18 protein-coding genes are annotated in these 26,923 nt (G+C 46.9%); 6 read left to right on the forward strand and 12 right to left on the reverse strand.

Annotation, left to right across the window (positions count from 1 at the left end; genetic code table 11):
* Positions 1-57: 57 nt before the first annotated feature.
* Positions 58-1,161, reverse strand: a complete 1,104-nt coding sequence (locus AC1DCV_RS03960; RefSeq protein ID WP_477021937.1) for an alkene reductase — start codon at positions 1,159-1,161, stop codon at positions 58-60.
* Entirely contained in the window at positions 1,148-2,269 is a 1,122-nt protein-coding gene (locus AC1DCV_RS03965; RefSeq protein ID WP_477021938.1) for an alkene reductase, read from the reverse strand. The genes AC1DCV_RS03960 and AC1DCV_RS03965 overlap by 14 nt, the downstream gene beginning before the upstream one ends.
* Before the next feature lie 92 nt (positions 2,270-2,361).
* On the opposite strand from AC1DCV_RS03965, the gene AC1DCV_RS03970 reads away from it, so the two are divergent.
* A complete protein-coding gene (locus tag AC1DCV_RS03970) occupies positions 2,362-3,264 on the forward strand; it encodes a LysR family transcriptional regulator (RefSeq protein ID WP_477021939.1) in 903 nt (300 codons plus the stop codon).
* 153 nt (positions 3,265-3,417) lie between these two features.
* Here AC1DCV_RS03970 and AC1DCV_RS03975 read toward each other — a convergent pair whose 3' ends face one another.
* From AC1DCV_RS03975 to nirB, 7 genes are all read right to left on the reverse strand, one after another.
* A complete protein-coding gene (locus AC1DCV_RS03975; RefSeq protein ID WP_477021940.1) occupies positions 3,418-4,662 on the reverse strand; it encodes an MFS transporter in 1,245 nt (414 codons plus the stop codon).
* A gap of 67 nt (positions 4,663-4,729) precedes the next feature.
* Positions 4,730-6,184 (reverse strand): rubredoxin, encoded by a 1,455-nt coding sequence (locus AC1DCV_RS03980; RefSeq protein ID WP_477021941.1) that lies wholly within the window; start codon positions 6,182-6,184, stop codon positions 4,730-4,732.
* Positions 6,185-6,186: 2 nt separating this feature from the next.
* Complete coding sequence (locus AC1DCV_RS03985) at positions 6,187-9,684, reverse strand: molybdopterin-dependent oxidoreductase (RefSeq protein WP_477021942.1); 3,498 nt, start codon at positions 9,682-9,684, stop codon at positions 6,187-6,189.
* 22 nt (positions 9,685-9,706) lie between these two features.
* Positions 9,707-10,996 carry a NarK family nitrate/nitrite MFS transporter gene (locus AC1DCV_RS03990; protein WP_477021943.1) on the reverse strand — a complete coding sequence of 430 codons (1,290 nt, stop codon included), beginning with the start codon at positions 10,994-10,996 and terminating at the stop codon, positions 9,707-9,709.
* A gap of 17 nt (positions 10,997-11,013) precedes the next feature.
* On the reverse strand, positions 11,014-12,336 hold the full coding sequence (locus AC1DCV_RS03995; protein WP_477021944.1) for an alginate export family protein: 1,323 nt from the start codon (positions 12,334-12,336) through the stop codon (positions 11,014-11,016).
* 81 nt (positions 12,337-12,417) lie between these two features.
* Positions 12,418-12,801 (reverse strand): nitrite reductase small subunit NirD, encoded by a 384-nt coding sequence (gene nirD / locus AC1DCV_RS04000; protein WP_477021945.1) that lies wholly within the window; start codon positions 12,799-12,801, stop codon positions 12,418-12,420.
* Between the two features lie 25 nt (positions 12,802-12,826).
* On the reverse strand, positions 12,827-15,325 hold the full coding sequence (gene nirB, locus AC1DCV_RS04005) for a nitrite reductase large subunit NirB (RefSeq protein ID WP_477021946.1): 2,499 nt from the start codon (positions 15,323-15,325) through the stop codon (positions 12,827-12,829).
* Between the two features lie 185 nt (positions 15,326-15,510).
* Between nirB and cobA the strand changes: the two genes are divergently transcribed.
* Together cobA and AC1DCV_RS04015 are read left to right on the forward strand one after the other, a co-directional pair.
* Positions 15,511-16,308: a uroporphyrinogen-III C-methyltransferase gene (gene cobA / locus AC1DCV_RS04010; protein WP_477021947.1), complete on the forward strand. Its 798-nt coding sequence runs from the start codon at positions 15,511-15,513 to the stop codon at positions 16,306-16,308.
* Entirely contained in the window at positions 16,283-16,975 is a 693-nt protein-coding gene (locus AC1DCV_RS04015) for a Crp/Fnr family transcriptional regulator (RefSeq protein WP_477021948.1), read from the forward strand. Before cobA ends, AC1DCV_RS04015 begins: the two co-directional genes overlap by 26 nt.
* Positions 16,976-16,979: 4 nt before the next feature.
* On the opposite strand, the gene AC1DCV_RS04020 is transcribed toward AC1DCV_RS04015, so the two are convergent.
* Positions 16,980-17,648 carry a Crp/Fnr family transcriptional regulator gene (locus tag AC1DCV_RS04020; RefSeq protein WP_477021949.1) on the reverse strand — a complete coding sequence of 223 codons (669 nt, stop codon included), beginning with the start codon at positions 17,646-17,648 and terminating at the stop codon, positions 16,980-16,982.
* A 111-nt stretch (positions 17,649-17,759) separates the two neighbouring features.
* Here AC1DCV_RS04020 and AC1DCV_RS04025 point away from each other — a divergent pair, with 111 nt between their 5' ends.
* Positions 17,760-19,565, forward strand: coding sequence for a chloride channel protein (locus AC1DCV_RS04025; protein ID WP_477021950.1), 1,806 nt, complete (start codon positions 17,760-17,762; stop codon positions 19,563-19,565).
* A gap of 140 nt (positions 19,566-19,705) precedes the next feature.
* The gene (locus AC1DCV_RS04030; protein ID WP_477021951.1) at positions 19,706-20,722 is read left to right on the forward strand and encodes an MBL fold metallo-hydrolase; all 1,017 of its coding nucleotides are present in this window, start codon (positions 19,706-19,708) and stop codon (positions 20,720-20,722) included.
* A gap of 105 nt (positions 20,723-20,827) precedes the next feature.
* On the opposite strand, the gene AC1DCV_RS04035 is transcribed toward AC1DCV_RS04030, so the two are convergent.
* Positions 20,828-21,664 carry a class I SAM-dependent methyltransferase gene (locus AC1DCV_RS04035; RefSeq protein WP_477021952.1) on the reverse strand — a complete coding sequence of 279 codons (837 nt, stop codon included), beginning with the start codon at positions 21,662-21,664 and terminating at the stop codon, positions 20,828-20,830.
* Positions 21,665-21,823: 159 nt separating this feature from the next.
* Here AC1DCV_RS04035 and acnA point away from each other — a divergent pair, with 159 nt between their 5' ends.
* Complete coding sequence (acnA, locus tag AC1DCV_RS04040) at positions 21,824-24,550, forward strand: aconitate hydratase AcnA (protein WP_477021953.1); 2,727 nt, start codon at positions 21,824-21,826, stop codon at positions 24,548-24,550.
* Between the two features lie 75 nt (positions 24,551-24,625).
* On the opposite strand, the gene AC1DCV_RS04045 is transcribed toward acnA, so the two are convergent.
* On the reverse strand, positions 24,626-26,869 hold the full coding sequence (locus AC1DCV_RS04045; RefSeq protein ID WP_477021954.1) for a monovalent cation:proton antiporter family protein: 2,244 nt from the start codon (positions 26,867-26,869) through the stop codon (positions 24,626-24,628).
* Positions 26,870-26,923 lie beyond the last annotated feature (54 nt).

A 26,923-nucleotide genomic window follows, 5' to 3' on the forward strand; every position in this document is an offset into this window, starting at 1 on the left:
CAATGGCTCAAGTTTTGTTTTAGTCATTGAACCCGCCGTAGTGGCGGGTTCATTTATTTAAGCCTTTTCTGTTGTTTCATACGCCGGGTAATCTGTATACCCATGTGCTGCTCCCCCATAGTGTAAGTTCCTGTCTGGTTCGTTCAACGGCCAGTTGTTTTTCAGGCGGGCAGTAAGATCCGGGTTGGCAATAAATGCTTCTCCGAATCCGGCCAGGTCAATTAGTCCATCTGCTAAAAATTGGTTCGATTTCTCTTTATCCATTCCACCGGTCAGGATAAGGGTACCGTTATATTGTTTTCTGAACCGGGCCAGATAGCCATCAGGTAAAGCGTAGCTGCCTCTTGACTTTTGATCCATGATGTGCAGGTAGGCAATATTGCGTTTGCTTAATTCTTTCGCCAGGTAACTATAGGTTGCTTCCAGCTCTTCATAGTGCGGCATTTCATGCAAACCGCCATAAGGCGTAAGCCGGATGGCTACTTTATCTGCACCGATGTTGGCAATACTGGCGTCAATCGCTTCCAGCAGGAAACGGCTGCGGTTTTCTATACTGCCACCATATTCATCTTTGCGGTTATTGATTTGCGGGTGCAGAAATTGTTCTATCAGGTAGCCGTTGGCGCCATGCAGTTCTACGCCGTCGAAACCAGCGAGAATAGCATTGGTAGCTGCCTTGGCAAAATCCTGTACTACTGTTTTTACTTCTGCGGTAGTTAGTGCGCGTGGGGTAGAACAGGGCACAAAACTTTCTTTCCCGTTTTCATCATAGCCCCAGGCAAAAGAATGCGCAGCAGCAATATTGGATGCACTCACCGGTGCGATGCCACCGGGCTGATTGGAAGTATGAGACACCCTGCCCACATGCCAGAGCTGCGTAAATATTTTAGTGCCAGCCTCATGAACAGCCTGTGTGACCAGCTTCCAGCCTTCCACCTGTTCCTGCGTAAACAGTCCGGGTATGTGCAATACACCTGCAGCTGTGGCAGAAATGGAAGTGCCTTCTGTGATAATTAATCCTGCATTGGTTCTTTGTTGATAATACAGCGCATTCATTTCATTCGGAATCCCGTTTGGATTGCGGGCACGGGTCATCGGCGCCATCACGACCTTATTTTTTAGTATCAGGTGCTTGCTGTAAAATGGCTCAAATAACGACATCTGCTGTGTGTTTAATGGTAGAATAATCCGTATAGCCTTTGGCGTTACCACCAAAGAAAGTTGTTTTGTCTGGTTCGTTCAGTGCTAAGTGATGTTGCAAACGATAGGGGAGGTCGGGGTTGGCAATAAATGGTCTGCCAAATCCAATCAGATCTGCCCATCCTTTGTTCAGTGCTCCCATGGCTCTTTCGGCGGTATATTTGCCGGAGTAAATGAGCGTACCGGAGAATGTTTTTCTGTAGGCCGCTTTAAAAGTCACCGGCATTACCGGCGCATTGTCCCAGTCGGCTTCCGCGATGTGTATATAGGCAATGCCGATTTCTTCCAGCACTTTTGCGGCAGCAATATAGGTTTCTTCCGGATGGTCATCCATAGCGCCCATTAATGTGGTTAAAGGGGCTTGTCGTACGCCTACTTTATCTTTTCCGATAGCGGCAGCTACGGCGGTCACTGCTTCTTTCAGAAAACGCAGGCGGTTTTCCAGGGAGCCACCGTATTCATCTGTCCGGCGATTGGTTTGTGAATCAATAAACTGTTCTATCAGGTAGCCATTGGCGCCATGCAGTTCCACGCCATCGAAGCCGGCAGCGATTGCATTTTTAGCTGCCTGTGCAAAATCGTTTATAATGGCCTTAATTTCTGTTTTTGTCAATTCCCGGGGCATAGAGTGCTGTATCATTTCACCAGCCCCATTTTCGGCTCCTTTGCCCGCAGGATCAGCAAATACTTTTACGCCTGTTGCCAGGATGGCGGAAGGAGCTACCGGTGCAGCGCCGTTTTCCTGTATGGACGTATGGGATACCCGACCCACATGCCACAGCTGTGCGAAGATGAGCCCGTCATTGTCATGTACCGCATCTGTTACCTGCTTCCAGCCCGCTATTTGTTCCGGACTGTAAATGCCTGGCGTCCAGGCATATCCCTGTCCCTGCCGGCTGATTTGTGTGCCTTCACTGATGATCAGTCCTGCTGAAGTACGCTGACGGTAATACTCCGCCATTAAAGCGGTGGCTACCTCTCCTTTCGCCGCCCTGGAGCGGGTCATGGGCGGCATCACGATCCGGTTTTTCAGGGCCAGTCTGCCTAGTTTATAGTTTGTAAAAAGCATGTTCTCTTGATTTGATAAGGCAAAATTGACCCAAAAAGATTCATTATCATAATTATTTAACTTATACCTTTGTATCAGAAAAATGATAGTATATGGGGATTGATCTGGAATGGTTACGCACCTTTAAAGCCATCTACGAACATGGAACGCTTACCGGCGCAGCACAGGCACTGTTTATCTCACAGCCGGGGGTGAGCCTGCACCTGAACTCACTGGAAGCATATACCGGGTATAAACTATTTGACCGCTCGGCAAAAAAGCTGGTGCCCACCGAAAGAGGGAAAGTGATCTACAACTTTGTAGAAGAGCCATTGCTAAAGCTGGAAAATGCAGAACAGCTTTTTCATAAGAGTACTAAAACAGAACGGGCTACCATCAGCATCGGGATGTGTTTTGAAACGTTTCAGTACACACTGGAAAAGTATATTGCCACCCTGCCTTTTAATGTTATCATCAAATTCGGAGAATATCACCAGATGATCCATGACCTGGATAAAGGATTGCTGGACCTGATCATTACCCCGCAGAAGGGAGAACAGAAGAACCTGGAATTTCATCCGTTTTCCAAAGAACGGATTGTACTGATAGCAGGAGAGAAAACCGATACAAAAGGACTGACAGCCCTTTTAAAAAAGAAGGACCTTACCGGAGCTGAAAACTGGCTGAAAGAACAGATCTGGTACAGCACCGCAGCTGATATGGAACACCTGAAGAAGTTCTGGCAACTGAATTTTAAGCATCATCTTGATTTCAAGCCCAATTATATTGTGCCTAACATGTGCTCCATCATCCGCTGTTTAAGCGGAGAAACCGGCTATTCTGTAGTACCTGATTTTTTATGCAGACAGGAAATTGCCGCCGGCAAACTACAGCTGGTATGGGAAGGGGATCCGATCACAGAAAATACCCTGTATTTCGGTTCCAGGAAGAAAACCATGTATGCGGCAGAAATCAAGCAGATACAACAGATTTTTCAGGAGGAGCATAAAGCATAAAACATAAAATTATTGAAGTGGATACAACTGCGATTTCATACGCTTATATCTCCGCTTCAATGGATTTACGCCTTCTGCTTTCAGCTCTCCTGTTTGTTCCGCTGCATTTACTAACAGCTAACAGCTAATGGCTAACAGCTAAAAGCTGGATCGCTATTCTTCCAGCTTTCTTACCATTAATACAATCAGCAGTCCGCATATTGCCATAATAGCAAATGAGAGGCGCAGACTGGTAGCCTGGGCTACAAACCCGATCAGTGGTGGCACTACCAGGAATCCCATGTAGCCGATGGAGGAAATAGAGGCAAGTGTTTGTCCGCTGTTGGTGGTTTTTGATTTACCTGCCAGGCTGAATACCAGCGGCACCACGCAGGCAACCCCTAATCCGGCAAAAATAAATCCTATGCCGGCAGTAACCGGATAAGGCAACAAAATGGCCAGCAGCAAGCCGATGAGGATAAGCCAGCCACTATATAACAGGATAGATTTGATCCCTATACGTTTTACCAGTTTATCACCCATGAAACGCCCGGTGGTCATAGCCACCATGTAAATTACAAACGCCGCTACCGCAGTAGCGTTGCTGGCACCCACTACTTTCTGAAAATATAACCCACTCCAGTCGTACATGGTATTTTCGGTAGCCATACAGGCAAAGCAGATCAGCGAATATTTCAGCAATGATTTATCTGGCAGAGAAAAGGCTGGCTTTTTTACCGTACTTTTTACCGGTTGATCTGGGAATGTTTTGGGGTAATAATAAACCGTGAATACCAGGAGCAGCACACTGACGATCAGGAGATGATAGGAGGGTGCTACGTTCATAGTCACCATCAGTAAACCGGTGAGTGCTCCCACAGATCCCGCCACACTCCAGATTCCGTGAAAGGTAGTCATGATAGACCTGGAATAGAGATGCTGCACGGCCACTGCCTGGGCATTCATAGAGAGGTTCAGCAGATTACGGGCTGAACCAAAGCAGAATAATACCAGCGCCAGTTGTACAATGCTGTTGGCAAAGCCAGGTAAACTCAGTACCACATTAAATACCATGGCGCCAAACATCATGATCTTCCGACTGCTGAAGTTACCCAGCAGCTTGCCGGTAACAGGCATAGTGAGCATCAGGCCTATAGGCAGAGCAAATAATACGGCCCCCAACTGCGCTTCATTTAAGTGCAACTGTTGCTTGATAGAAGGTATCCTGGATGCCCAGGAAGAATAACCTAATCCGGAAATAAAAAAGAATACAGAAGTGGCGATTCGGTATTGCCGTGCATCGGTTTCGTTATGAATATCTGCTAACATGATCTGCGGAACACACCTGTTTGCGGCGCTGAAGTTGGCAAAATTAGCTAAATCTGCGGAAAAAGTAGGGATAGATTGTCTTGTTGACACGGAAAACGGCAGTAGTATTGAATTTGCGGTGTAAATTTATCATCCGGGATATTTAAACCTCTTGGAACTACCCGGCGGCATGCAATGTCGCCTCATTCACTTCCTTAAATTCACTTAACGGCGCCGCACATACGAAGCATTCATAATTTCCCGGTAAGTTTTTAAACAGCGTGCCTGCAGGTACCTGCTGTTCTGCATCTCCCACGGTTTCATCATATACGGTAAGACAATGCCGGCATTGATATACCTGTTTTTCCACCACCGGTATCGTTACCAGCGATTGCTGTTCCCGTACATAATGCTGTAGCACATTCGCTTCACTTTTCTGCTCATAAAAAGTTTTGCACAATGCAACAATGTAAGGTCCCAGGTGCTCTTTAGATACCCCCTCGCGGTATAGCAGCAGCTGTGCGGAATTGGCGTTGTAATCAGCGGTGTACAGGATATCATAGCGTTGCATGTATTTGAGTTTGCTGCCATGTTTGTTTTCCTGTTTGCGGATCACTACCGTACCAAAAAGACTGGCGGGGCGGTTGATTCTCACACTGAAACACAATCCGTAGGTACGTACATCGGCGGTGTCGAAATAACGGATGATATGCCGTTTCAGAATCAGGCCATCTTCACAGTTGTCTTCTACCTGCCAGTTCAGTTCATTGGCTGCATGGCGAACATTGATACCATGCTTGCCCAGCACATAATCCCATAGCGTACGGTGAATGGCATCTATATTTTTAATGATGAGTGATTTCCAGGGAGTGGCATACAGTTGTCCGGTGCGGGTTTCCAGACAAATAGTACATGCTTCTTTCAAAAAAGGAATGGGGAAATCTTCATCGCGGCGATAGATGCCCAGCCAGTAGCTGTTATCGTATTTATTAAATCCTTCGTAATAAGGTAAATGAAATGCCGGCAGGTCTGGTTCCTTATCTTTAGCGCGACTGATATAAGTCAACGTTTTTTTTATGTGTGCATATACCTGCTCAGGGGAATCACCATTGCTGAGCGCGGTTTCCATTTGTTTGCTCACCGCTGCAATATTGTTGGTATAGATTTGTTCCGGCCATGCAAATAACTGCTGACTGCCCGGCACGCGGATATATAAATACCAGTAATGAAGGTTGGGAGAAGTAATCCAGTTGATATGCCCGGTGAATAAGGGCACAAAGGTTTGCTGACTATCACAGATGTTTATCTTCAATGCCGGGGCATAGTCAAAAAGATTAAACACATCTTTGTAGATGCCTTCACTTAACCAGCTGTTGTGAATGAAAATACCTGCTGCCGGATAAGAACTCATGATATTAGGCGTGTCGGCAAAGTTGATCTGTTTTTCGGCGCACTGACTTTTAAATGAAGCGGCACATTTATCAGGGATGTCTACGAGTAGTTGCTGCCGCAATCCAAAACGGATATGCGTGGCCTGCGCGGCGCTGGCAGTATCCAGGATTTCCAGCAGATACCCCGGCGAAATAATGCCGCCGGTGAAATTGATAGGAAAAGTATGTGTGAGTTTCGCCATAGTTATACAAGTGCTGCAACGTTTTTGGGAATAGATTTCTCCAGCAGTGCCTTTACTTCCGGTTTACAGCTGCCACAGCCCATGCCGGCGCCGGAAGCCTGACATAATTGTTGCAGGTTATTGCAACCAGCGGCTATTTTTTCCATGATATTACCTTCTCCCACATTGCCGCAGGAGCATACCAGTTTGCCGATAACGGGTGTGCCTTTTTTGCCGGAACGCAATAACTCCAGTCGTTTATCTGACAGCTCAATTTTTTGTTGAATAAGATCCCTGAATTCAATGAACTCTGATTTGTCGCCGATCAGGATAGCGCCCACTAACCTGTCCTGGTGAATGATACATTTTTTATAGTATCGTTTTGCTTTATCAATAAAAACCACTTCTTCATAAGCCGGATCTTTAGGGGTTTCTACCATGCCCAATGAGCAGAGGTCGGTGCCATGCATTTTAAGAATGTTCATAAAAAGAGAGCCCTGGTAGTATTGACTGATATCTCCGTTCAGATAGCGGGCCACTACAGCAGCCTGTTGTTCCGCTGCGGCGGTGATTCCATACAAAGTGCCGTTGAAAGCTGCTATTTCTCCGATGGCATAAATATCCGGATCGCTGGTTTGGAGATATTCATTTACCACTACGCCGCGATTGCAAAGCAGTTGTGCCGCCTGTGCCAGTTCTATGTTAGGAACGGTACCAATAGACATCACCACCGCCTGGCAGGGAATGTATAACCCGCTTTTCATGCGTAGTCCTTCCAGTTTTTCCTGACCTGAAAAACGATCAATTTCATCATTGTAATAGATGTCAATACCTCTGTCGGTCAACTCCTCGTAAAGGAGTTGTCCGCCGAGGGTATCCAGCTGCCGGTCCATTAGCCGGGAGGTACGTTGTATAACGCCAACGTCTATATTAATTTCTTTGAGAGATGCTGCCAGCTCTATCCCTAATAATCCTCCACCTACGATCATTACTTTCCCGCGTGCAGGATCTATATGTTGTTTGAAGGCGTCTGCATCCATGCGGGTACGCATGGTAAAGATGCCCGGAATAGGCGGAATGTCCCGAAGGGTGGCGGCCCGGCTGCCAGTGGCCATCAGGAGGATATCGTACGTATGTACCTGACCGTTACTATCGGTTAATAATTTGTTGGGACGGTCAATATGTGTGATGCTTACACCGCGGTGGAGCGTAATGTTATGTGCCGTTTCTTCTGCCCTTGTCATTTTAATCAGTTGTTTCCATTGCTGGGTACCACTGATGTAATCAGGCAGCATCACCCGGTTATAGAAGGGTAGATTTTCTTTGCTGAATACCACTATTTCATCGGTGGTATTCAGCTCCCGGTACGACTTTACAAAGCCACAGGCGCCTGCGCCCGCACCGATGATCACAATTTTCTGTACCGGTTTCTGATAGCGTTGTACCTGTACGGCGGTGTATTTAAAGTCGGGTTGTTTGGATATCGGATCCAGCAGGTGGTTGGTGAGATTATTGGCCCGGTGCAAATCGTTGTTGAGTATTTTTCCCCAATGCATCGGTAAAAAAACAACCCCTTTTTTAATGGTGTTGCTGAGTTGTGCTTTTACCCGTACTTCTCCTCTGCCATTGCGGATGGTTACAATATCATCTGCCTGTATCCCCCGCTGTAGGGCATCTTTGGGATGTATTTCGAGGAAAGAAGAAGATATATGTTGTTTCAGTTTACTCACTTTCCCGGTTTTGCTCATGGTATGCCATTGATCGCGTATGCGACCGGTGGTGAGTATCAACGGCAATTCTTTGGTGAGTGATTCTGAGTGGTTGGCATCTTCAAAGCTGTGGATAACTGCCCTTGCATCAGGTGTATAAAACTGGTGATCTTCAAACAGTCTTGCCGTACCATTGCCGGAGCGGTAAGGCCATTGTATGCTGCGCTCAGCTTTTAATGTTTTATAATCCAGTCCGCTGATATCTATGTTGGTACCGGCGGTTAACCGGCAATGCTCTTCATAGATCTCCGACATATTCGTATAATCGAAACCGTGATAGCCCATTTTTTGTGCAAAGCGGCAAATGATCTCCGCATCGGGTAATGCTTCACCAGGTGCATCGGTGAGTTTAGTAAGATAGCTGATGCGGCGTTCGGCATTGGTCATGGTACCCTCTTTCTCTGTCCACGCGGCGGCAGGCAGTACTACATCCGCATAACGCAGCGTTTCCGGTTTATTGGAAATTTCCTGCACCACCACAAATTTGGTTTTTAGCAGTCCGGCTTCGGCAAAACGAACATCCGGTAAGCTCACCAGCGGATTGGTACACATGATCCAGATCGCTTTTAGTCTGCCATCGTGCATAGCGTTGAACATTTCCGTTGCAGTGAGACCGGGCTTATCTGATAACGTGGTGCCGCCCCAGAAGTCCTGCACTTCTTTACGGTGTTGGGGATTATTGAGTACACGATGTGCGGGCAACAGGTTGGAGAGTCCGCCTACTTCCCGTCCGCCCATGGCGTTGGGTTGCCCGGTTAAGGAAAAAGGACCGCTGCCGGGTTTGCCGATATGGCCGGTGATCAGGTGCAGATTAATCAGGCTGAGATTTTTGTTCACACCAACCACACTTTGATTGAGCCCCATGGTCCACAGGGTCATGAAGCCGGTGGCATTGCCTATGTAATCTGCGGCGGTGTAAATATCCGCTGCCGCAATACCGCAGATGGCAGCTGCTTCTTCAATGCTGCGCTCCATCACGGTATCCTTGTATTGATCAAATCCGTTGGTGTGGGCTTGTATAAACGAGCTGTCGGTATGGCCGGCGGTGATGAGTGCACGACCAATGGCATGGTGCAGTACGATGTCGGTACCGGGATTTACCTGCAGGTGCAGGTCGGCTGCAGAGCAGCTTTGTGTAACGCGCGGGTCGCTGACAATAATTTTCAGCGCGGGATTCGCGGCTTTGGCGGCTTCTACCCGCCTCCATAAAATGGGATGACACCAGGCCGGGTTGGCGCCAGCTACAAAGATGCAGTCGGCAAGTTCTATATCGTCGTAAGTGCCGGGCACCGCGTCTTCTCCCAGCGCCAGCTTATAAGCAGCTACAGCGCTGCTCATGCACAAACGTGAGTTGGTATCGATGTTGTTGCTGCCAATAAATCCTTTGATCAGCTTATTGACTACATAATATTCTTCCGTGAGGCATTGCCCGGATGCGTAGAAGGCAACTGCATCCGGGCCATGTTTTTTGATGATAGCAGCAAATACAGCTGCCGTTCTTTCCAATGCCTGATCCCAGGTAACCCTTTGTCTTGGCAGGTTACGATGGTATCGCATTTCCGGATGCAGCAGCCTGTCTGATGTATCCATAACGGTATAATGCAGGTTCATGCCTTTGGAGCAAAGCATGCCTTTATTTACCGGGTGTGTTTTATCACCTTCTACATGCAGCTTTCCCTGCCGGTCCTTATGTACTACTATTCCGCAGCCTACGCCACAGTAACAGCAGGTGGTTTTAAATGATGCTTGCATGCCGGAAGTTTTAATAAATGATTTACGATACGGCTACCGGTGTTCTTACCGGTACTGCTTCCGTAGCGGGTTGCCGGGTAAACCTGGTCAGCATTACAATACAGGAGATGCCTATCACAATAAAGCCGATATACGTGAATGCCTGTACGTAAGTGATGCTGTCTGATTTAAACAGGAAGCCGAATAACATGCCGCCCATGTTACCTCCCGCGCCAACAATACCGCTGACGAGCCCCGCATTTTTTTCGTTAATAAAAGGTACAATGCCGTAAGTGGCGCCGTTAGCCATTTTCAGGAACAACGCAAAACTCAGCATCGCCACAATTGCGACTACCAGCGATCCCGCCTGTGCAAATAGTAATAAGCCAATTCCTTCTGCCAGCAGCATCAGGGCCAATAACCATCCTTTGCCTTTCATGCCGGACTTTGCGCCGACCCTGTCTGAAATAATGCCACCCAATGCACGGGCAAAAAGGTTCATAAAACCAAATATACCCGCCCAGAACCCTGCGCTGCCTTGAGAAAGATGAAATGTATCCACAAAATGTAAAGACGCAACATTGTCGAAGGTGATCTCCATGCCAAAACACATGCCGTAGGCCATGGTGAGTGCCCATATGCGCCAGTCGCCCAACACGGACCAATCCGTTTTACTGTTCTTTTTATGATGCCCCAGCTCATCGAAGTTACCATTAGGTGTGTCTTTTGTATAACGGTAATACAGATACGCAACTATCAGCATCATTACGCCAGGCACAATCATAGCATAGCGCCACGCTTCCGCTTTGGTGTAACCAAAGCCCACAATAGCGGCGAAGATGAGTGGCATTACCATATTGGTGACACCGCCACCCAGGTTACCCCATCCGCCGGTGATGGCATTGGCAGTGCCTTTAATGGCCGGCGCAAACATCAGTGATGTATGGAACTGGGTGATAACAAATGATCCACCTATCACGCTGATGGCTAAACGGAAGAGGAGAAAGGAGGTGTAATCCTTTGATAACCCCACCAGGAACACTGGCAAGGAACCTATCAGTAATAGGCGCACCGCCGTTTTCCGGGGACCCCAGGTATCACATAGACGGCCAATGATGAGTCGTGCAATGATGGTACCGGATACCGAAGCAATAATAATGTTGCCTATCTGGGATTTGCTTAAGCCCAGATCAGCACGGATAGTGGGCATCAATGGCGCCAGACCAAACCAGCCAAAGAAACAGACAAAGAACATCAGCCACGTGATATGAAACGTGCGCATCTGTATGGTATCGAGACTAAAGATTTTTATTTTATTGAGTGGAGCGAGCATAGTAGTGATTTTACAGGTTATTTAATCAGAAATTCAGGACGTATGTTTACAGAGAGATACGCCCAGTTGCTGTTACTGCCGGCATTTTTTATATTTTTTACCGTGGGAGAGGAGAGGCTGGCCGTATTCCAGAAGTGGCTGTAGCCAGCTTCCAGTCCAATCATTTTGGTCAGGGTATAATTGGCAGTAACATCAGCCTCTGTACCAAATTGTTTGCTCATACCTGTGATGGCTGAGGCAGCGTAAAATTCATGTACATCTCCTGTAAATGCCCAACGGGTACCGGGTTTCAACTTCGTTTTTACATAATAGTCCTGTAATCCTTTATTACCAAATCCACTGGCTACGTAGAAATAGTCCATGTTGCCCCAGAATTTATGTGGGGTGCCATACAGCGGATCAAAATCAGGCGTGGTGTAATCCACCCCGGCGCCTGCGCTGAAAGCTTTGCTGACACTGTATTGGAAAGATCCGGATAGTAAACTACCATTTACCGTTTGCCCGTTGCTGTTAGTGCCGAACTGATGATAGGCGGCAGCGGTATAGCTGATCCTGTTGAATTGCTGCGTGTAAAACAAACCGGTAGTTATGCGGGTATAGGTACCTGTTTCCCATACTTTCGTAGCCACATGTTCTATACTGTCTGTATGGTATTTTGAAAACTGGTCGGAGAGGAAAAGGAACGATAAGTTTCCTTTCGTTAATTTCCTGGACACGTATACGAACTCCAGGCTTTTATAGGCATTACCGCCGTTGGTGTTAGCGGTGTAGTTGCCTGCCGGAGTGGGGTTGTAAACGGTGCCACTCGCATTTTCTTTATTCTGGTTAAAAGCAACAGCGGCATGTAAGGTCCAGTAGTTACTTTCATATTTTAATACTGCTGCATCATGCCGGCGTCCCTGTTGCAGCCAGTCGAGGTTGCCCAGCAGGCGACTATCGTCATATACCAGCTCCTGCCGGCCTACTTTGAGCGACAGGCTTTTATTTTTTACGATGGTATCTGTCAGTAATATTTCTGCCCAGGCTTCATGTAACATAAACCCGTTGTTGTCCGGGGTGGTGGTGCGGTTAATGGTAGAAGCATCCTGTCCCCATACCCGTACATCCTGCACCGTTAGACCCAATTTGATGCGGTAGGCGCTGAAACCGGCCGTGAGGCGGGTGCGCTGGGAAGTAAAGAAGGCCGGGTCGGCGCCTTGTACCTGTGGCGCGCCTTGTCCGTTACGTAGTTCGGTGCGTGTTCTTAGTTGTGCACCGAAGTTAAGTTGCGCGTAGCCATACTGTGACAACAGCAGGCCGGGGAGTATCATTGATACCCTGCGGGGAAACCATTTTTTCATGTAACTTTGGTTGATTTTGAATGAGCCAATCATTTACGGATCAGAAGCCCGGTTAGCCTGCCAGCTACCGGGTTTCGTTTTTTATATTGCTGCATTTACCATTTCCGCATCTGCCATTACACCGATGTATACCATATCATCTATGATTTTTACCGGGTAGGTAGTGAGTGAACATTCTGTTTCGTCAGACAAGCAACGGCCATCTTTCAGGGAGAATGTTTTTTTGTGAAAAGGGCATGCTACTTTAGGCTCATCTTTTACAGTGCCTGTCATGCCGCGGCTGAGGGCCATCTGTTGACGGTGCGGGCAAAGGTTTTGCGTGGCATACCATTCATTTCTGCGGGCAAAATAAAACAGGGCAATCTGTTCTTCTTTATACTTTACGCATACGCCGCCATTGGTGGGCACATCTGATGTTTTACAGGCAAAGAACCAGGTGGTAGCAGTAGTGTGAATCGTAGACATAGCAGTATATTTTTGTGTAAAGAGATTATTTCCATTCTGCGGCTTTCTTTTGTGCACGCATGGTTTCGAATTTTACTGTCGGATCTTTATCGGCAGGTGCGTTGATGAAGTGAGAGAAGCGCTTGCGCAGTTCTGGATTTTCCACTACTTCTCTCCACTCGCATTTATAGTTATCTACCAGCAACTGCATTTCTGTTTCCAGTTGAGAAGCGATACCCAGACTGTCATTCAGTACTACGTTGCGGAGATAGTCCATGCCGCCATCAAGTTTATTCAGCCAGGTAGCCGTGCGGGTGAGCGGATCGGCTGTTTTGATATAGAACATCAGGAAGCGGTCAATGTATTGAATGCAGGTGTCGCTGTCTACATCCGCTACCAGGAGTTGTGCATGTTGTGGCTTGGAGCCGCCGTTGCCGCATACATACAGGTTCCATCCTTTTTCAGTGGCAATGATGCCAAAGTCTTTCGACTGTGCTTCCGCACATTCCCGAATGCAGCCGGATACAGCAGATTTGATTTTATGTGGCGCCCGTAATCCGCGGTAACGTTCTTCTATTCGGATGGCAAAGCTAACACTGTCGTGTAAACCGAACCGGCACCAGGTAGAGCCTACACAGCTTTTTACCGTGCGTAATGCTTTACCGTATGCATGTCCGCTTTCAAATCCGGCGGCAATCAGTTCTTCCCATATATTGGGCAGGTCGCTGAGATGTGCGCCAAATAAGTCTATGCGCTGTCCGCCGGTGATTTTCGTATAGAGGTTATATTTAGTACCGATCTCTCCGATGACCACCAGCTTCTCAGGTGTAATTTCTCCACCGGGAATGCGGGGTACTACAGAATAGGTGCCTCCTTTCTGTATGTTGGCGAGGTAGCGGTCATTAGAGTCCTGTGCGGTATCATTGCCTTTGTCGAGGATCATGTCGTTCCAGAGACTGGCCAGTATGGAGGCGATGACGGGTTTGCATACTTCGCAGCCTTCGCCTTCTCCATAGTGGTCCAGTACTTCATCAAAGGAGCGGAGTGATTTTACGCGGATGAGGTCCAGCATTTCCTGGCGGGAGTAGGCGAAATGTTCGCATACTACGTTGCGGATGTATTTGCCCTGGGCCTTCATGGTGGCGGTGATCAGGTCTTTTACCATAGGGGCGCAACCGCCGCAGCAGGTGCCGGCTTTCGTGCATTTCTTTACTTCATCGAGTGTTTCGTGACCATCTGTTACCGCCTGGCAGATAGTGCCTTTGCTAACGCTTTCGCAACTGCAGATGATGGCTTCATCCGGGAGGGCCGTAACGCCGGCACCTGTATCGGCGCTGCTACGGCTACCACCCAGCAGTAAGTCTTCCGGATTAGCCGGCAACGTCAGTTTGTTTTTAGTCGTTTGCAGCAGCATATTATAAGCAGCTGCATCGCCAATTAAGATGCCTCCCAGCAGGAATTGACCATCTGTTGTAATATTGATGCGTTTATAGGTGCCTTTGTATTTATCTTCAAATACAATGCTATGGCAGTTTTCCGGATCAGAGAAAGGGTCACCGAAGCTGGCCACATCTACGCCGATGAGTTTTAATTTGGTACTCATATCAAATCCGGTGAAGGCTTTTGCTTCACCGGTGATATGTGACGCTGCTACTTCAGCCATCTCATAGCCGGGGGCTACCAGGCCATAGATCATGTTATTGTAGAGCGCGCATTCGCCGATGGAATATATAAAGGGGTCGTTGGTTTGCATTTGTTCATTGACAACAATACCGCCGCGTGGGCCGGTAGTGATGTTGGCGGCTTTTGCCAGTTCATCGCGGGGTTTGATACCGGCGGATACCACCAGGATATCCGCTTCCAGGATGGTATCATCTGCAAACTGTAAACCGGTGATGGCATCGTTGCCCAGTATTTCGCGGGTATTTTTGCCGGTGAGCACTTTCAGGCCCAGACTGCCGAGTTTTGTCTGAAGGATGGCAGACCCCTGTTCATCTATTTGCCGTGGCATGAGGCGGGAGGAAAACTCGATCACATGCGTATTGGAGATGCCCAGGTCCAGCAGTGCTTTGGCTGCTTCCAGTCCCAGCAGGCCACCACCGATTACCGCTCCACGGGTAGCTTTCGGGGCGTATGCCTTCATCATTTCCAGGTCTTCGATGGTGCGGTAAATAAATACACCTTTTTTATCCATGCCCGGCACTGGTGGTACGAAGGCGGCGGAGCCGGTAGCTATTACCAGGTAATCATATGTTTCCACGATGCCTTTGTGGGAGCATACGGTTTTGTTGTCGCGGTCAATTTGCTGCACCGGGTCGCCCAGGTGGAGTTTGATGCCTTGTTGGCTGTACCATTCGGCTGTAGCCAATAGGAGATCATCGGCTGTTTTGCCATCAAACCAGGAGGTGAGATGCACGCGATCATAGGCGGGGCGGGGTTCTTCTCCGAATACAACCATTTCGGTGGGAAGGAGGCCGGATTTGGCTATCATCTTCTCACAAAATTTATAGCCCACCATACCGTTCCCTATAACTACTATTTTCATTGGATTATATTTAAGGATCAGAAAACTTAAATTATATTATAATTAAATTAATATAATATTATTTCGCGTTTTGGAGATGATTTTAGAGGTAGGTGTATGATGTTGGTTATAAAATTACGCGATTTTGTTTTAATTTTAGGTATTAACCTTTGTGAAAGTATTATATAAATTTAATTGTAATATATATGCATGTGTCAATTCCATCTCTATCTTTAGTAGGAGCAGGACCGGGAGATCCGGAAATGATTACCCTGAAAGCCATTAATACCATCCGTAAGGCAGATGTGATATTATACGACGCATTAGTGAATGAATCATTGCTGGCATATGCGGCGCCAGGTGCCATCATCCGGTTTGTTGGAAAGCGCTATGGCTGTCATGCACTATCCCAGCAGGAAATCAACCTGCTCATTGTGGAAATGGCCAATGCCCATGGACACGTGGTACGGTTAAAGGGAGGTGATCCTTTTGTATTTGGCAGAGCAGTGGAAGAAATACAAACTGCCAGACAACACGGTATCAAAGTGTCCATTATACCCGGTATCTCCAGCGCCATAGCAGTTCCGGCCTCACAAATGATTCCGCTTACCTGGAGAGGTATTGCGGAGGGCTTTTGGGTAACCACCGGTACTACCAGTTCCGGCGACATTTCCGGTGATATTGAACTGGCTGCCCGTTCCACTGCTACGGTGATAATACTGATGGCGATGAGCAAACTGGAGGGCATCATGGAACTTTTTGCCAAACAGGGGAAAGGTGATACGCCGGTGGCCATTATACAAAACGGTACCACACCCCAACAGCAAATGGTGATTGGTACGGTGAAAGACATTGTATGGAGAGCACAGGCGGCCGGTATGGGCAATCCGGCCATTATTGTAGTAGGAGAAGTAGTGAAGCTGCACACCATATTAGCAGATGAAACGTTGCAACAATTACAAAACAGCGATATTATACATGAAGAAAGACAAAGCGGGTTGTGATGGTAAAACCTGTCTCCTTTGCAGACTATCCATTAAGGAATGGTCACCGGCAGTAGCTTTACACCGAAAAAACTTTATCCTCAATAAAGGCGAAATGCTGTTTAAAGAAGGTGATAAAGTAACGGGTATCTATTTTATTTATGAAGGCCGCATGAAAGTGCACAAACACTGGGGAGCAGAAAAAGAACTGATTGTTCGTTTTGCGCAAAAAGGAGATATTGTGGGACACCGTGGCATGGGAGGAGTGGAACATCTATACCCGGTATCTGCCACCGCGCTGGAACAGGTAAAAGTTTGTTTTATAGAGATGGATTTTTTCCAGTCATCTCTCAAAGTAAACCATGAACTGTTATATGAACTCATGCTGTTTTATGCACAGGAATTACAATCTTCCGAAAAGCATATGCGCAACCTCGCACATATGTCTGTCAAAGGCCGCATGGCCAATGCCCTGTTACTGCTGCAACAAAAATTCGGATTTAATAAAGAGGGATTTATAGATCTTTCCCTCTCCAAACAAGACCTTGCTTCCTATATTGGCGCTACCTATGAAACTACTTTCAGGATATTGAATGAACTAATAGAAGAGCGGCTGGTTGCGGTTTCCGGGAAGAGCTTTACAATACTGAATGAAGCTAAATTATTGCGGTTAACAGAAATAGTGTGACATCTTAACCCACATACTTTTTCAACTTCTTGTCATTTAAAATATGAATGGCTTTTCCTTCTACGGCAATTAATTTCTCCTGTATAAACTCCTGTAGATTGCGATAAATAGTTTCATAAGTGGTGCCTGCAAAAGAAGCCAGATCCTGCCGGCTGATGGTAAATTGTGTATCATTATGCAAACGGCTGATTTCAAGCAAAGCATCTGCCAGTCTGCCTTTTACATCCATGTGTACGAGGTTGCGCATCTTTCTCTCTGCTTCCTGTAACTCATCCGCATAAAATTGCATCAGCTTCAAAGTTAGATTGGGATTCACTTTCAGCGATGCTTCAAAAAAAGTAAGGTCGGTATAGCATACGGTGGTGTCTTCCAGCGCAGTGGCAGACACGGTATATAAACGCTCTCCACTGCCCAGTCCACGATGCCCGAGTATATCTCCTTTTTGCGCAAAACGAACAATCAGATCTTTATCCTCTCCCCATTGCTTATGCACTTTCACTTTTCCTTCATACAGGAAAAAGATGCCCTTTACAGGCTGTCCTTCCTGGAAGATGATTTCATTCTTTTTATAAAACAGGTGTTGTTTATGATCTGCTACCGCGGCAATCCACTCCGGAATGCTGAACTGGCAAAGAAAACACGTTTTTAAATCGCAGGTTCCGGCTTTTTTCATGATTGCAATAGTAATGTTTTTTTGTGTTTTTGAAAGAAAAAATAGGTTTTAATATGATTTAGATCATATTTTTGTGCTGTTTATAAGTTTCTGATTGTCATTTTATATAGTATGAATCATAAAAAAGAACAAAAGTTTGCCGGAAATATGTCACGGAGAGTGCTTTACCTCAGTATGCAGGCAGGTGTCAACGCGCTGGCAATAGGCTTTGTGGCAAAAGGACTGGTGATGCTGATTAGTCTCATTACCAACCTGTCGTTCTACGGCCGGTTTTCATTTGAAGAAGCAGGACCTGCCGGAAATCACCTGGGCTGGATCGTTATATTCATCCCTGTTATCGGTAGTTTAATTGTGGGTGTAATGGCACGCTTTGGTAGTAAAGCTATCCGTGGTCATGGCATCCCGGAGGCCATGGAAAATATTATTTTGAACGACAGCAAAATACCCCCGGTGATTACTTTGCTGAAACCTTTGTCTGCCGCCATTTCTATTGGTACGGGCGGACCCTTTGGTGCAGAAGGTCCCATCATTGCCACCGGTGGGGCCATCGGTTCATTCACCGGACAGGTTATTCATATTTCTGCTGCCGAAAGAAAAGTATTACTGGCAGCCGGCGCCTGTGCCGGTATGGCGGCTATCTTCGGCAGTCCGCTGGCTGCTATTCTTTTGGCTATCGAATTATTGCTGTTTGAATTTTCTCCCCGTGCGGTGATACCAGTAGCCATCGGTTGTATTGTGGGCGCAGGTATGCACATCGGTTTATTCGACAGTCATCCGGTGTTTGCAATGCCGGATATTCCGGCGGTATCAGATATCGCGCTGCTGACCTATGTGCTCATGGGTGCGCTGGTAGGCGTAATAGCAGCCTATGTATCAAAGTCCGTTTATTTTGTGGAAGATATGTTTGAAAAACTCCCCATTCACTGGATGTGGTGGCCTGCACTGGGTGCGATAGTGGTAGGTGTAGTGGGATATTTTGCCCCACACACCATGGGCGTAGGATATGACAATATCAAGACCCTGTTGACCGGTAACGTGCCACTGGCGCTGGTAATATCGCTTTGCGTACTCAAATATATTTCATGGGTAATATCCCTGGGTAGTGGCACCTCTGGTGGTACACTGGCGCCTTTATTCACGATTGGTGGGGCTTTAGGCGCTTTGTTGGGCATAGTGGTACTGAAATTATTTCCCGGCAGTGAAATCAACATTGCTACTGCGGCACTGATCGGAATGGCTGCTATGTTTGCAGGAGCTTCCCGCGCATTGTTGACTGCCATTGTGTTTTCACTGGAAACAACCGGGCAGCCACATGGTTTGCTCCCATTGATAGGTGCCTGTACGGCTGCTTATTTCGTATCCTTTTTCCTTATGAAAGGAAGTATCATGACCGAAAAGATCCGGAGAAGAGGCGTTACCGCACCGGATGAATATACGCCGGACATCCTGCAGCTCATCAATGTAGCAGCGGTTGTTTCAGCGTCTCCAATAACTTTGCGTAACAACATGACACTGGCGCATGCATACAGCTTTTTGCAGGAACACAGCAGCCTCTATTATTATCAGTACCTGCCGGTAACAGATGAGGAAGGACATTTTAAAGGATATCTCAACAGGACTTGTTTATCGGCGTCCAATACATCCGGTATCAGTGAAAACCTGGAAGTGGCGGCGCCTTACGTGTATGCTTCCGATGATATTAACCTGGTCACGGAATTATTCGATAGCTATCCCCCGGATATACTGGCCGTGCTGGATGCTAATAAAAAAGTAACAGGGATGGTAACCGCAGATGCGGTATTGAGGGCTTATGGCGAACGCCGCAAAGCAGATGGCAGGTATCATTCTGCTTTTTACGGCAACACCCGTCTGTTGCGGTTGATGGCCAGGGGGAAAAGATTACTGGCACGTTCATGATTTTTGTTTTCGAGATAGGTTGGATGCAGGGCTGCTCTTAATGGGCAGCTCTTTTATTTTAGGTACCTTTAAAATATATCCCGCCGTTGTCCGTCTACTGTATAAGACGTTTTTAACAAAACCCTTCTTAACTTTAATACATGCAGCGAAAATCATCTTCTATAAAGGAAAGAATAAAGCATTCGCAGAATTTCCGGGATGGCGTATTCCAGAATTTATCGCTCACGCCCATGAAGCCGGATGATGTTACCTATTACCAGATGCTGAAAGAAACTTTTCAGCGTCCGGCAGATGTAAGACCACCGGCACCATTGACTCCCGTAAAAACAAACCTGAAAACATTGTACTCAGAGAAGCCGGTGATCGTATGGTTCGGGCATTCTTCCTACCTCATTCATGTAAAAGGTTTCAATATACTGGTAGACCCGGTGTTTAGCGGCAGCGCTTCCCCGATGTCTTTTATGATCAAGGCTTTCCCGGGCGCAGATGCTTACACACCTGCTGATATGCCGGAAATAGATCTGATGATTATTACACATAATCACTATGATCATCTTGATAAAAAAACACTGGCACTGTTAAAGCCGCATACCAAAAGGATTTTCACTTCACTGGGCGTAGGCAGGGATCTGCAATCCTGCCTGGTACAGGAAAATAATATCACGGAAATGGACTGGTGGGAAACACAGGACATTGCAACAGATATTACTATAACGGCAACGCCTGCACGACATTTTTCCGGCCGCGGATTAAAAAGAGGCGGCAGTCTCTGGTCGTCTTTTGTATTGCAGATATTCGGATACCAGCTTTTTCTTGGCGGAGATTCCGGATATGATACCCACTTTAAAGTCATAGGTGATAAATACGGTCCTTTTGACCTGGCAATATTGGAATGCGGACAGTATAACGACAACTGGCCGTTTATACACATGAAGCCCGAAGAAACCGTGCAGGCAGCCATTGATCTGCAAGGTAAAGTGTTGCTGCCGGTACACTGGGCTAAATTTGCCCTCGCCAACCACCCCTGGAATGAATCAGCCAAACGGGTGACCGCCAGCGGAGTACAAAGAGGATTGACTGTTACCACCCCGAAAATAGGAGAGCCGGTAATAGTAGGGGAGCATTACCCACAGGAACACTGGTGGGATAGCTTTTAGCCATTAGCTTTTAGCTTTTAGGCGAATGCAGCGGAGATAAATATATGATGGTCTTCGCTGCATTCGCCTAAAAGCTAAAAGCTAATGGCTAAAAGCTAAAAGTTATCATAAACTAAAGCTCAGCATTTCTATAACGCCTTCGCCGGGAGAATGGAAAATTTTATTGCTCCCGGTGATCTTTCTTTCTGTTTCACACATGGGTTCCAGGTTCTCCAGTGTGGCATCCAACTGATAAATAATGCCGGCCATGTCGGCATGACTGTTAACATTTAAACGGGTGTTAACAAATGTTTCCAACATCCTTATCACCCCCTGGTGATACCGCAAAAATTTTGCAGGTACATCTTCTTCCGATAAAGAATAATCCAGCATCACGAGGTTCCTTCTATCCGGTGTTTTAAAAAGTTTCATGGTGTTGATAAAGGCATCATTGCTGACGTAATGAATCACGCCTTCAAAAACAACAATGGCAGGCATCTCTTCCTGGTAGCCATATTCCAGTAGTTTATTCCAGAGTAATACCGTATCCGTTACGTCACATTTTGATAAGCGGATGATTGATTCTCCGGGAATAATAGTGGTGTAGAGCTGTTGTTTTTCTTCTATATATCCGTTATCTATTTCTATAATCCTGCTGACCTGTTCCCGGTAATTTTCCAGGAGATGTAAAGAAAGCGGGTCTAGTCCTGCGCCCAGCAGGATCACCTGTTGTCCTGGTAACCGGGAAATCCTTTCCTGCAGCATGGCGCGGATACTTTGTTTGCGCAAACAAATCGCATCTATTATATGGGGGTAATGCCGCTTCAGGTCATAAAAAAGACGGCTGGTTTCGCTGAAATCGATGGACTCAATATAGCGTTGTTGTAAAGGTGTTGTATAGAGTTGCATGGCTGCTTCCAGCACAAGGCGGGAAGTCGAGGGGACTTTTAATTGTTGCGGCATTTTGAGGGGTATTTGGGATAAAGCTAGGAAGTGCCGATGCGTGGGCATCGCAGGGTTATTTTAATATTAAAACGGTATAAAAGGTTCATAATTAGCTATATTGTATAAACAAAACCTTTGAGTCATTGTTTCCTTAATGTTGTCAACTAATCATTTATTATGGAGCCTCGTATCGCGTCACTCAGCAAGTTGGAAAAGGATGGAAAACAGATTTCCCGTCTGCCTTTTTCCATCAGGATTTTATTAGAAAATGTATTACGGAACCACGATAACTTTGCCATTACGGATGAACACCTGGAAACGTTGGTGAACTGGGACCCCGCGGGCACAGACAAAGAAATACCTTTTAAGCCGGCCCGTGTGCTGATGYAGGATTTCACCGGCGTAGCGGCAGTAGTGGACATTGCCTCCATTCGGGCGGAAGTGATCCGGAAAGGGAAAGAAGGTGGTAAAATTAATCCGGCCATACCGGTAGACCTGGTCGTTGATCACTCAGTGCAGGTAGACTTCTTCGGCACTGATTATTCCTATACAAAAAATGTGGCCTATGAATATGAGCGCAACAAGGAGCGGTATCAGCTGCTTAAATGGGCGCAACAGGCTTTCGACAATTTTACCGTAGTGCCTCCGGGCATGGGTATTTGTCACCAGGTAAATTTGGAATACCTGGCCAAAGGTGTTATTAACCGCGATGGCTGGCTGTTTCCCGATACCCTGGTTGGAACAGATTCTCATACACCCATGGTGAATGGGATCGGGGTATTAGGCTGGGGCGTAGGTGGTATAGAAGCGGAAGCAGCTATACTGGGACAACCCATTTACTTTTCCTGTCCACAGGTGATCGGATTAAAGCTCACGGGCCGTTTAACGGAAGGCGTAACGGCTACTGATATGGTGCTTGCCATCACGCAACTGCTGCGTAAATACGGGGTAGTGGATAAATTTGTGGAAGTCTTTGGCGATGGACTGGATCATTTGTCAGTGCCGGACAGGGCTACTATTTCCAATATGTCTCCTGAATTTGGTTGCACGGTTACCTATTTCCCGATCGATCATCAAACGTTGCAGTATATGCACCGCACCAATCGTCCACCGGAACAAATAGCGCAGGTGGAAGCTTATTGCCGGGAAAATATGTTGTGGCGGCATGGCAATGAAGAGATCACTTATACGGATATACTGGAAGTAGACCTGAATGGTATACAGTCGGCTGTAGCAGGACCTAAGCGCCCACAGGACCGTATCCTGGTGAGAGATCTGCACAATGAATTTGAGAGCCTGTTGAACAAGGAGTTCAAACGCATGTATACACCGGAAGGAAAACGCCGGGATACGGCCTGGTTGTCTGAAGGTGGTTCGGGTACGGCTTTTACCTATGAAATTCAGAAGTCTTCGGAAGAAGTGGCGGTAGAAGTGGACTACCTCAAATCTGTCCGCATTAAATTAAAGAATGAAGAATATGTGCTGAGTGATGGCGCTATAACTATTKCGGCGATCACCAGCTGTACCAATACTTCCAACCCCAGCGTTATGATAGGAGCGGGACTGGTAGCCAAGAAGGCCATCAGCCGAGGATTGTATGTAAAGCCCTGGGTAAAGACCAGTCTGGCGCCCGGTTCCAGGGTGGTGACCGAATACCTGAAACGCGCCGGGCTGTTGACAGAACTGGAAGCACTACGTTTTCATATAGTGGGCTATGGCTGTACTTCGTGTATTGGTAACAGTGGTCCTTTGCCGCCGGCCATTGCAGAAGCCGTGGATAAGGGTAACCTGGTGGTAGCCTCCGTATTATCAGGCAACCGTAACTTTGAAGCCCGGGTACATCCGCAGGTGAAAATGAATTTCCTGGCATCGCCGTTGCTGGTGGTAGCCTATGCCATCGCCGGACGGATAGATGTGGATATGCTGACAGCTCCACTGGGTTATGATCCTAACGGGGAGCCGGTATATCTCCGCGATATCTGGCCTACACAGGATGAAATTAATGAAGCCGTAGCCGCCGCGGTGAAACAGGAAGATTTTGAAAATATATATAAAGTGATTTTTGATGGAGATGAGCAGTGGCGTGGATTGCTGGCACCTTCCGGAAAAGATTATCACTGGAGCAACGACTCCACCTATATCCGGGAAGCGCCCTTTTTTAACGGATTGCCGGAAGATCCGGCGCCGCTGGAAGATATAAAAGATGCCCGCGTATTGCTGAAGCTGGGTGATTCGGTGACCACCGATCATATTTCTCCTGCCGGTTCATTCAAGGCCGATACTCCTGCCGGTAAGTACCTGCTGGACCATGGCATCGATCCCCGTTTATTTAACTCTTATGGTTCCCGCAGGGGAAATCATGAGGTGATGATACGGGGTACTTTTGCCAACGTGCGTATTAAGAATGAACTATCGCCAAAAGAAGGCGGATTTACTACGGTGATCCCTTCCGGCATGGTGATGCCCGTTTATGATGCCGCAGCGCAATATGCGGCCAATAAGGTGCCATTAATCATACTGGCTGGTAAAGAGTATGGCAGTGGATCGTCCCGCGACTGGGCGGCGAAGGGCACCAATCTCCTGGGAGTAAAGGCGGTCATCGCGGAAAGTTATGAACGTATTCACCGCAGTAACCTGGTAGGCATGGGTGTTTTGCCCCTGCAATACATGGAGGGTGAAAACGCTGCTTCGCTGCAACTGTCAGGTACAGAGGCATATACTATCAGCGGAGTATCCACAGATCTCACTCCGGGTAAAATACTAACGGTAACGGCTATCCCGGCATCGGGAGATCCGGTTGAGTTTAAAGTGAAATGCAAACTGAACTCATTGATAGAAATTGAATATTATCGTCATGGCGGTATCCTGCAGTATGTGCTGAGAGCATTTCTGCAAAAAGCCTGAGTGCATATCTTCTTACAAATAAAAAATGCAGCGGATGTTTTCTCCGCTGCATTTTTTATTTGTAAGAAGATATTATTACGCGTTACTCCGTGAAAATTCCATGATTTTTTTCCGATTACCTACCAGCCATACCACATCTTCCCATTCAAAAACGGTTTCAGAAGCAGGATTCAGTATTTTTTCGCCACCACGCGCAATGCCTACTACCAGGGCTTTTGTTTTTTCCCGGATACCGGAATCGCGGATACTTTGTCCTTTGAGACCATTGTGTTCATCAACTACCAGGCTGGTTAAGCCTATGTTTTCATCTGCCACATCATCACTCCGGTGAATATTCAGGGTATTTACTACGCGGTTAAATTCTTCCAGCTGTGCCTCTGTACCGATGGCGGTGAGGATATCATGCGGGAATAATTTTTCATCGCGGGTAGGAGCGTAAATAGTCACATTCCCTCTTTTGATAGCGCCTACGTTGATGCCATATTTTTCGCGCAGCTGCAGGTCTATGAGGGGTTTGTCCACCAGGCTTGACCAGGGATCTATTTCTATTTCGGATACCTGCGCATCCCATGGCAAGAGGTCTGCCGCCGCTGTTTTATGTGCTGCAGCATCTGCATTTTCGCGTGCATTCAGATTCGCCAGGAAACGGCGTTCAATACGGTTATAGTATTTCTGTAGCTGTGAACGCAGTACCAGCAGCACACAGGCCAATACTATAGCGGTGCCCAGCAGTGCCTGCCAGAAAGAAAAGTATTGGTTTACGAGGAAACCTACCAGCAGCACCGCCACAATGTTACGCACTACTTCCACCACCACCAGCGGACCGTGATTGTATTTGGAATCCAGCCACAGCGCCTTGTAAGAGATGCTGGAGATTTTTTGTACCATCAGCGCCCAGATAAATGGCGACATCATCGCAATACCGATGACTACACAAAGTAGTCTTGCACTGAACGTGTTGTTCAGATACTTTATCACAAAAGGTCCGATGTAATAGGTATTCAGCAGGATGATGGCCAACATGATAACGCTATTCAGCACAATTACTTTTACGTAACTGCGTAATACAATGCGCCAGTCGCTTTCCGCCTGTAAGGTTTGTGAACTGGCACTATAGCGATTCATAGCATTTAACCAGCGTGCAGGAATAATTTTTTCCAACCAGTTGTATAGCGGCACGGAAAACTTAATCATGTAAGGTGTGGTAAAGGTGGTAATGGCCGAAACGCCTACTGCCACGGGGAAAAGGAACTCGCTTGTCACGCCCAGGGTAACACCCAGTGTAGCAATGATGAAAGCAAATTCACCCACCTGCGCCATACTCATACCTACCTGTACGGCTTGTTTCAGCGGCTGGCCGGACAGCAGCGCGCCAATAGTGGTGCTGAGAAATTTACCGGTTAATGTTAATAACGTTATCCACAATACCGGCCATTTATATTCAACAATCATTTCCGGGTTAATGAGCATGCCCACAGATACAAAAAAGATGGCGCCGAATAAATCTTTTACCGGTTGTATCAGGTGTTCTACTTTTTCGGAAGAAGTAGTTTCTGCGATGATAGAACCCATGATGAATGCACCCAGTTCTGCAGAGAAACCAACTTTGGTGGCCAGTATTACCATGCCCAAACAGAGGGCTATACTCAGTATCAGCAGGGTTTCACTGTTCATATACTTTTCCATTTTCCGGAGCGCTGTTGGCAACAGGAAGATGCCGGCGAGAAACCAGATGGCCAGGAAGAACATCAGTTTGGCGATGGTAAATAACATCTCCGTGCCTTCAAACTCCCGGCTCACGGCCATGGTGGATAGCAGCACCATCATGAGGATAACTACAATATCTTCTATCACCAAGACGCCGAATACGATTTTGGTAAAGGATTTTTTCTTGATACCTAATTCTTCAAATGCACGGATAATAATGGTAGTAGAGGAACTGGCGAGTAAGCCGCCGAGAAAAAGACTGTCCATAAAACTCCAGCCCATGAGTTGCCCGGTGAAGTAACCGGCAATGGTGATACAGGCTATTTCTACAAATGCGGTGATGGTGGCGGTGCCTCCTACGCGCATGAGTTTTTTGAAACTGAATTCCAGTCCCAATGAAAATAAAAGGAATATTACGCCGATCTCGGACCATGTTTTTATTCCCGTGGCATCTGCGATGGTAGGAAATAAATGAAAGTTCGGACCCACTAAAAATCCTGCAATGATATACCCTAGCACCATCGGCTGTTTTAGCCTTCTGAATAGTAAAGTAATAACGCCCGCCGCTCCTAATATTAATGCCAGGTCAATGATCAATGATGGTAGATGCATACAGTAAATATCGATTTAAGGTTCGTGTGTTGTACATTTATGGCAATGAGAAAT

The organism is Chitinophaga sp. 10T418 (assembly GCF_056394125.1).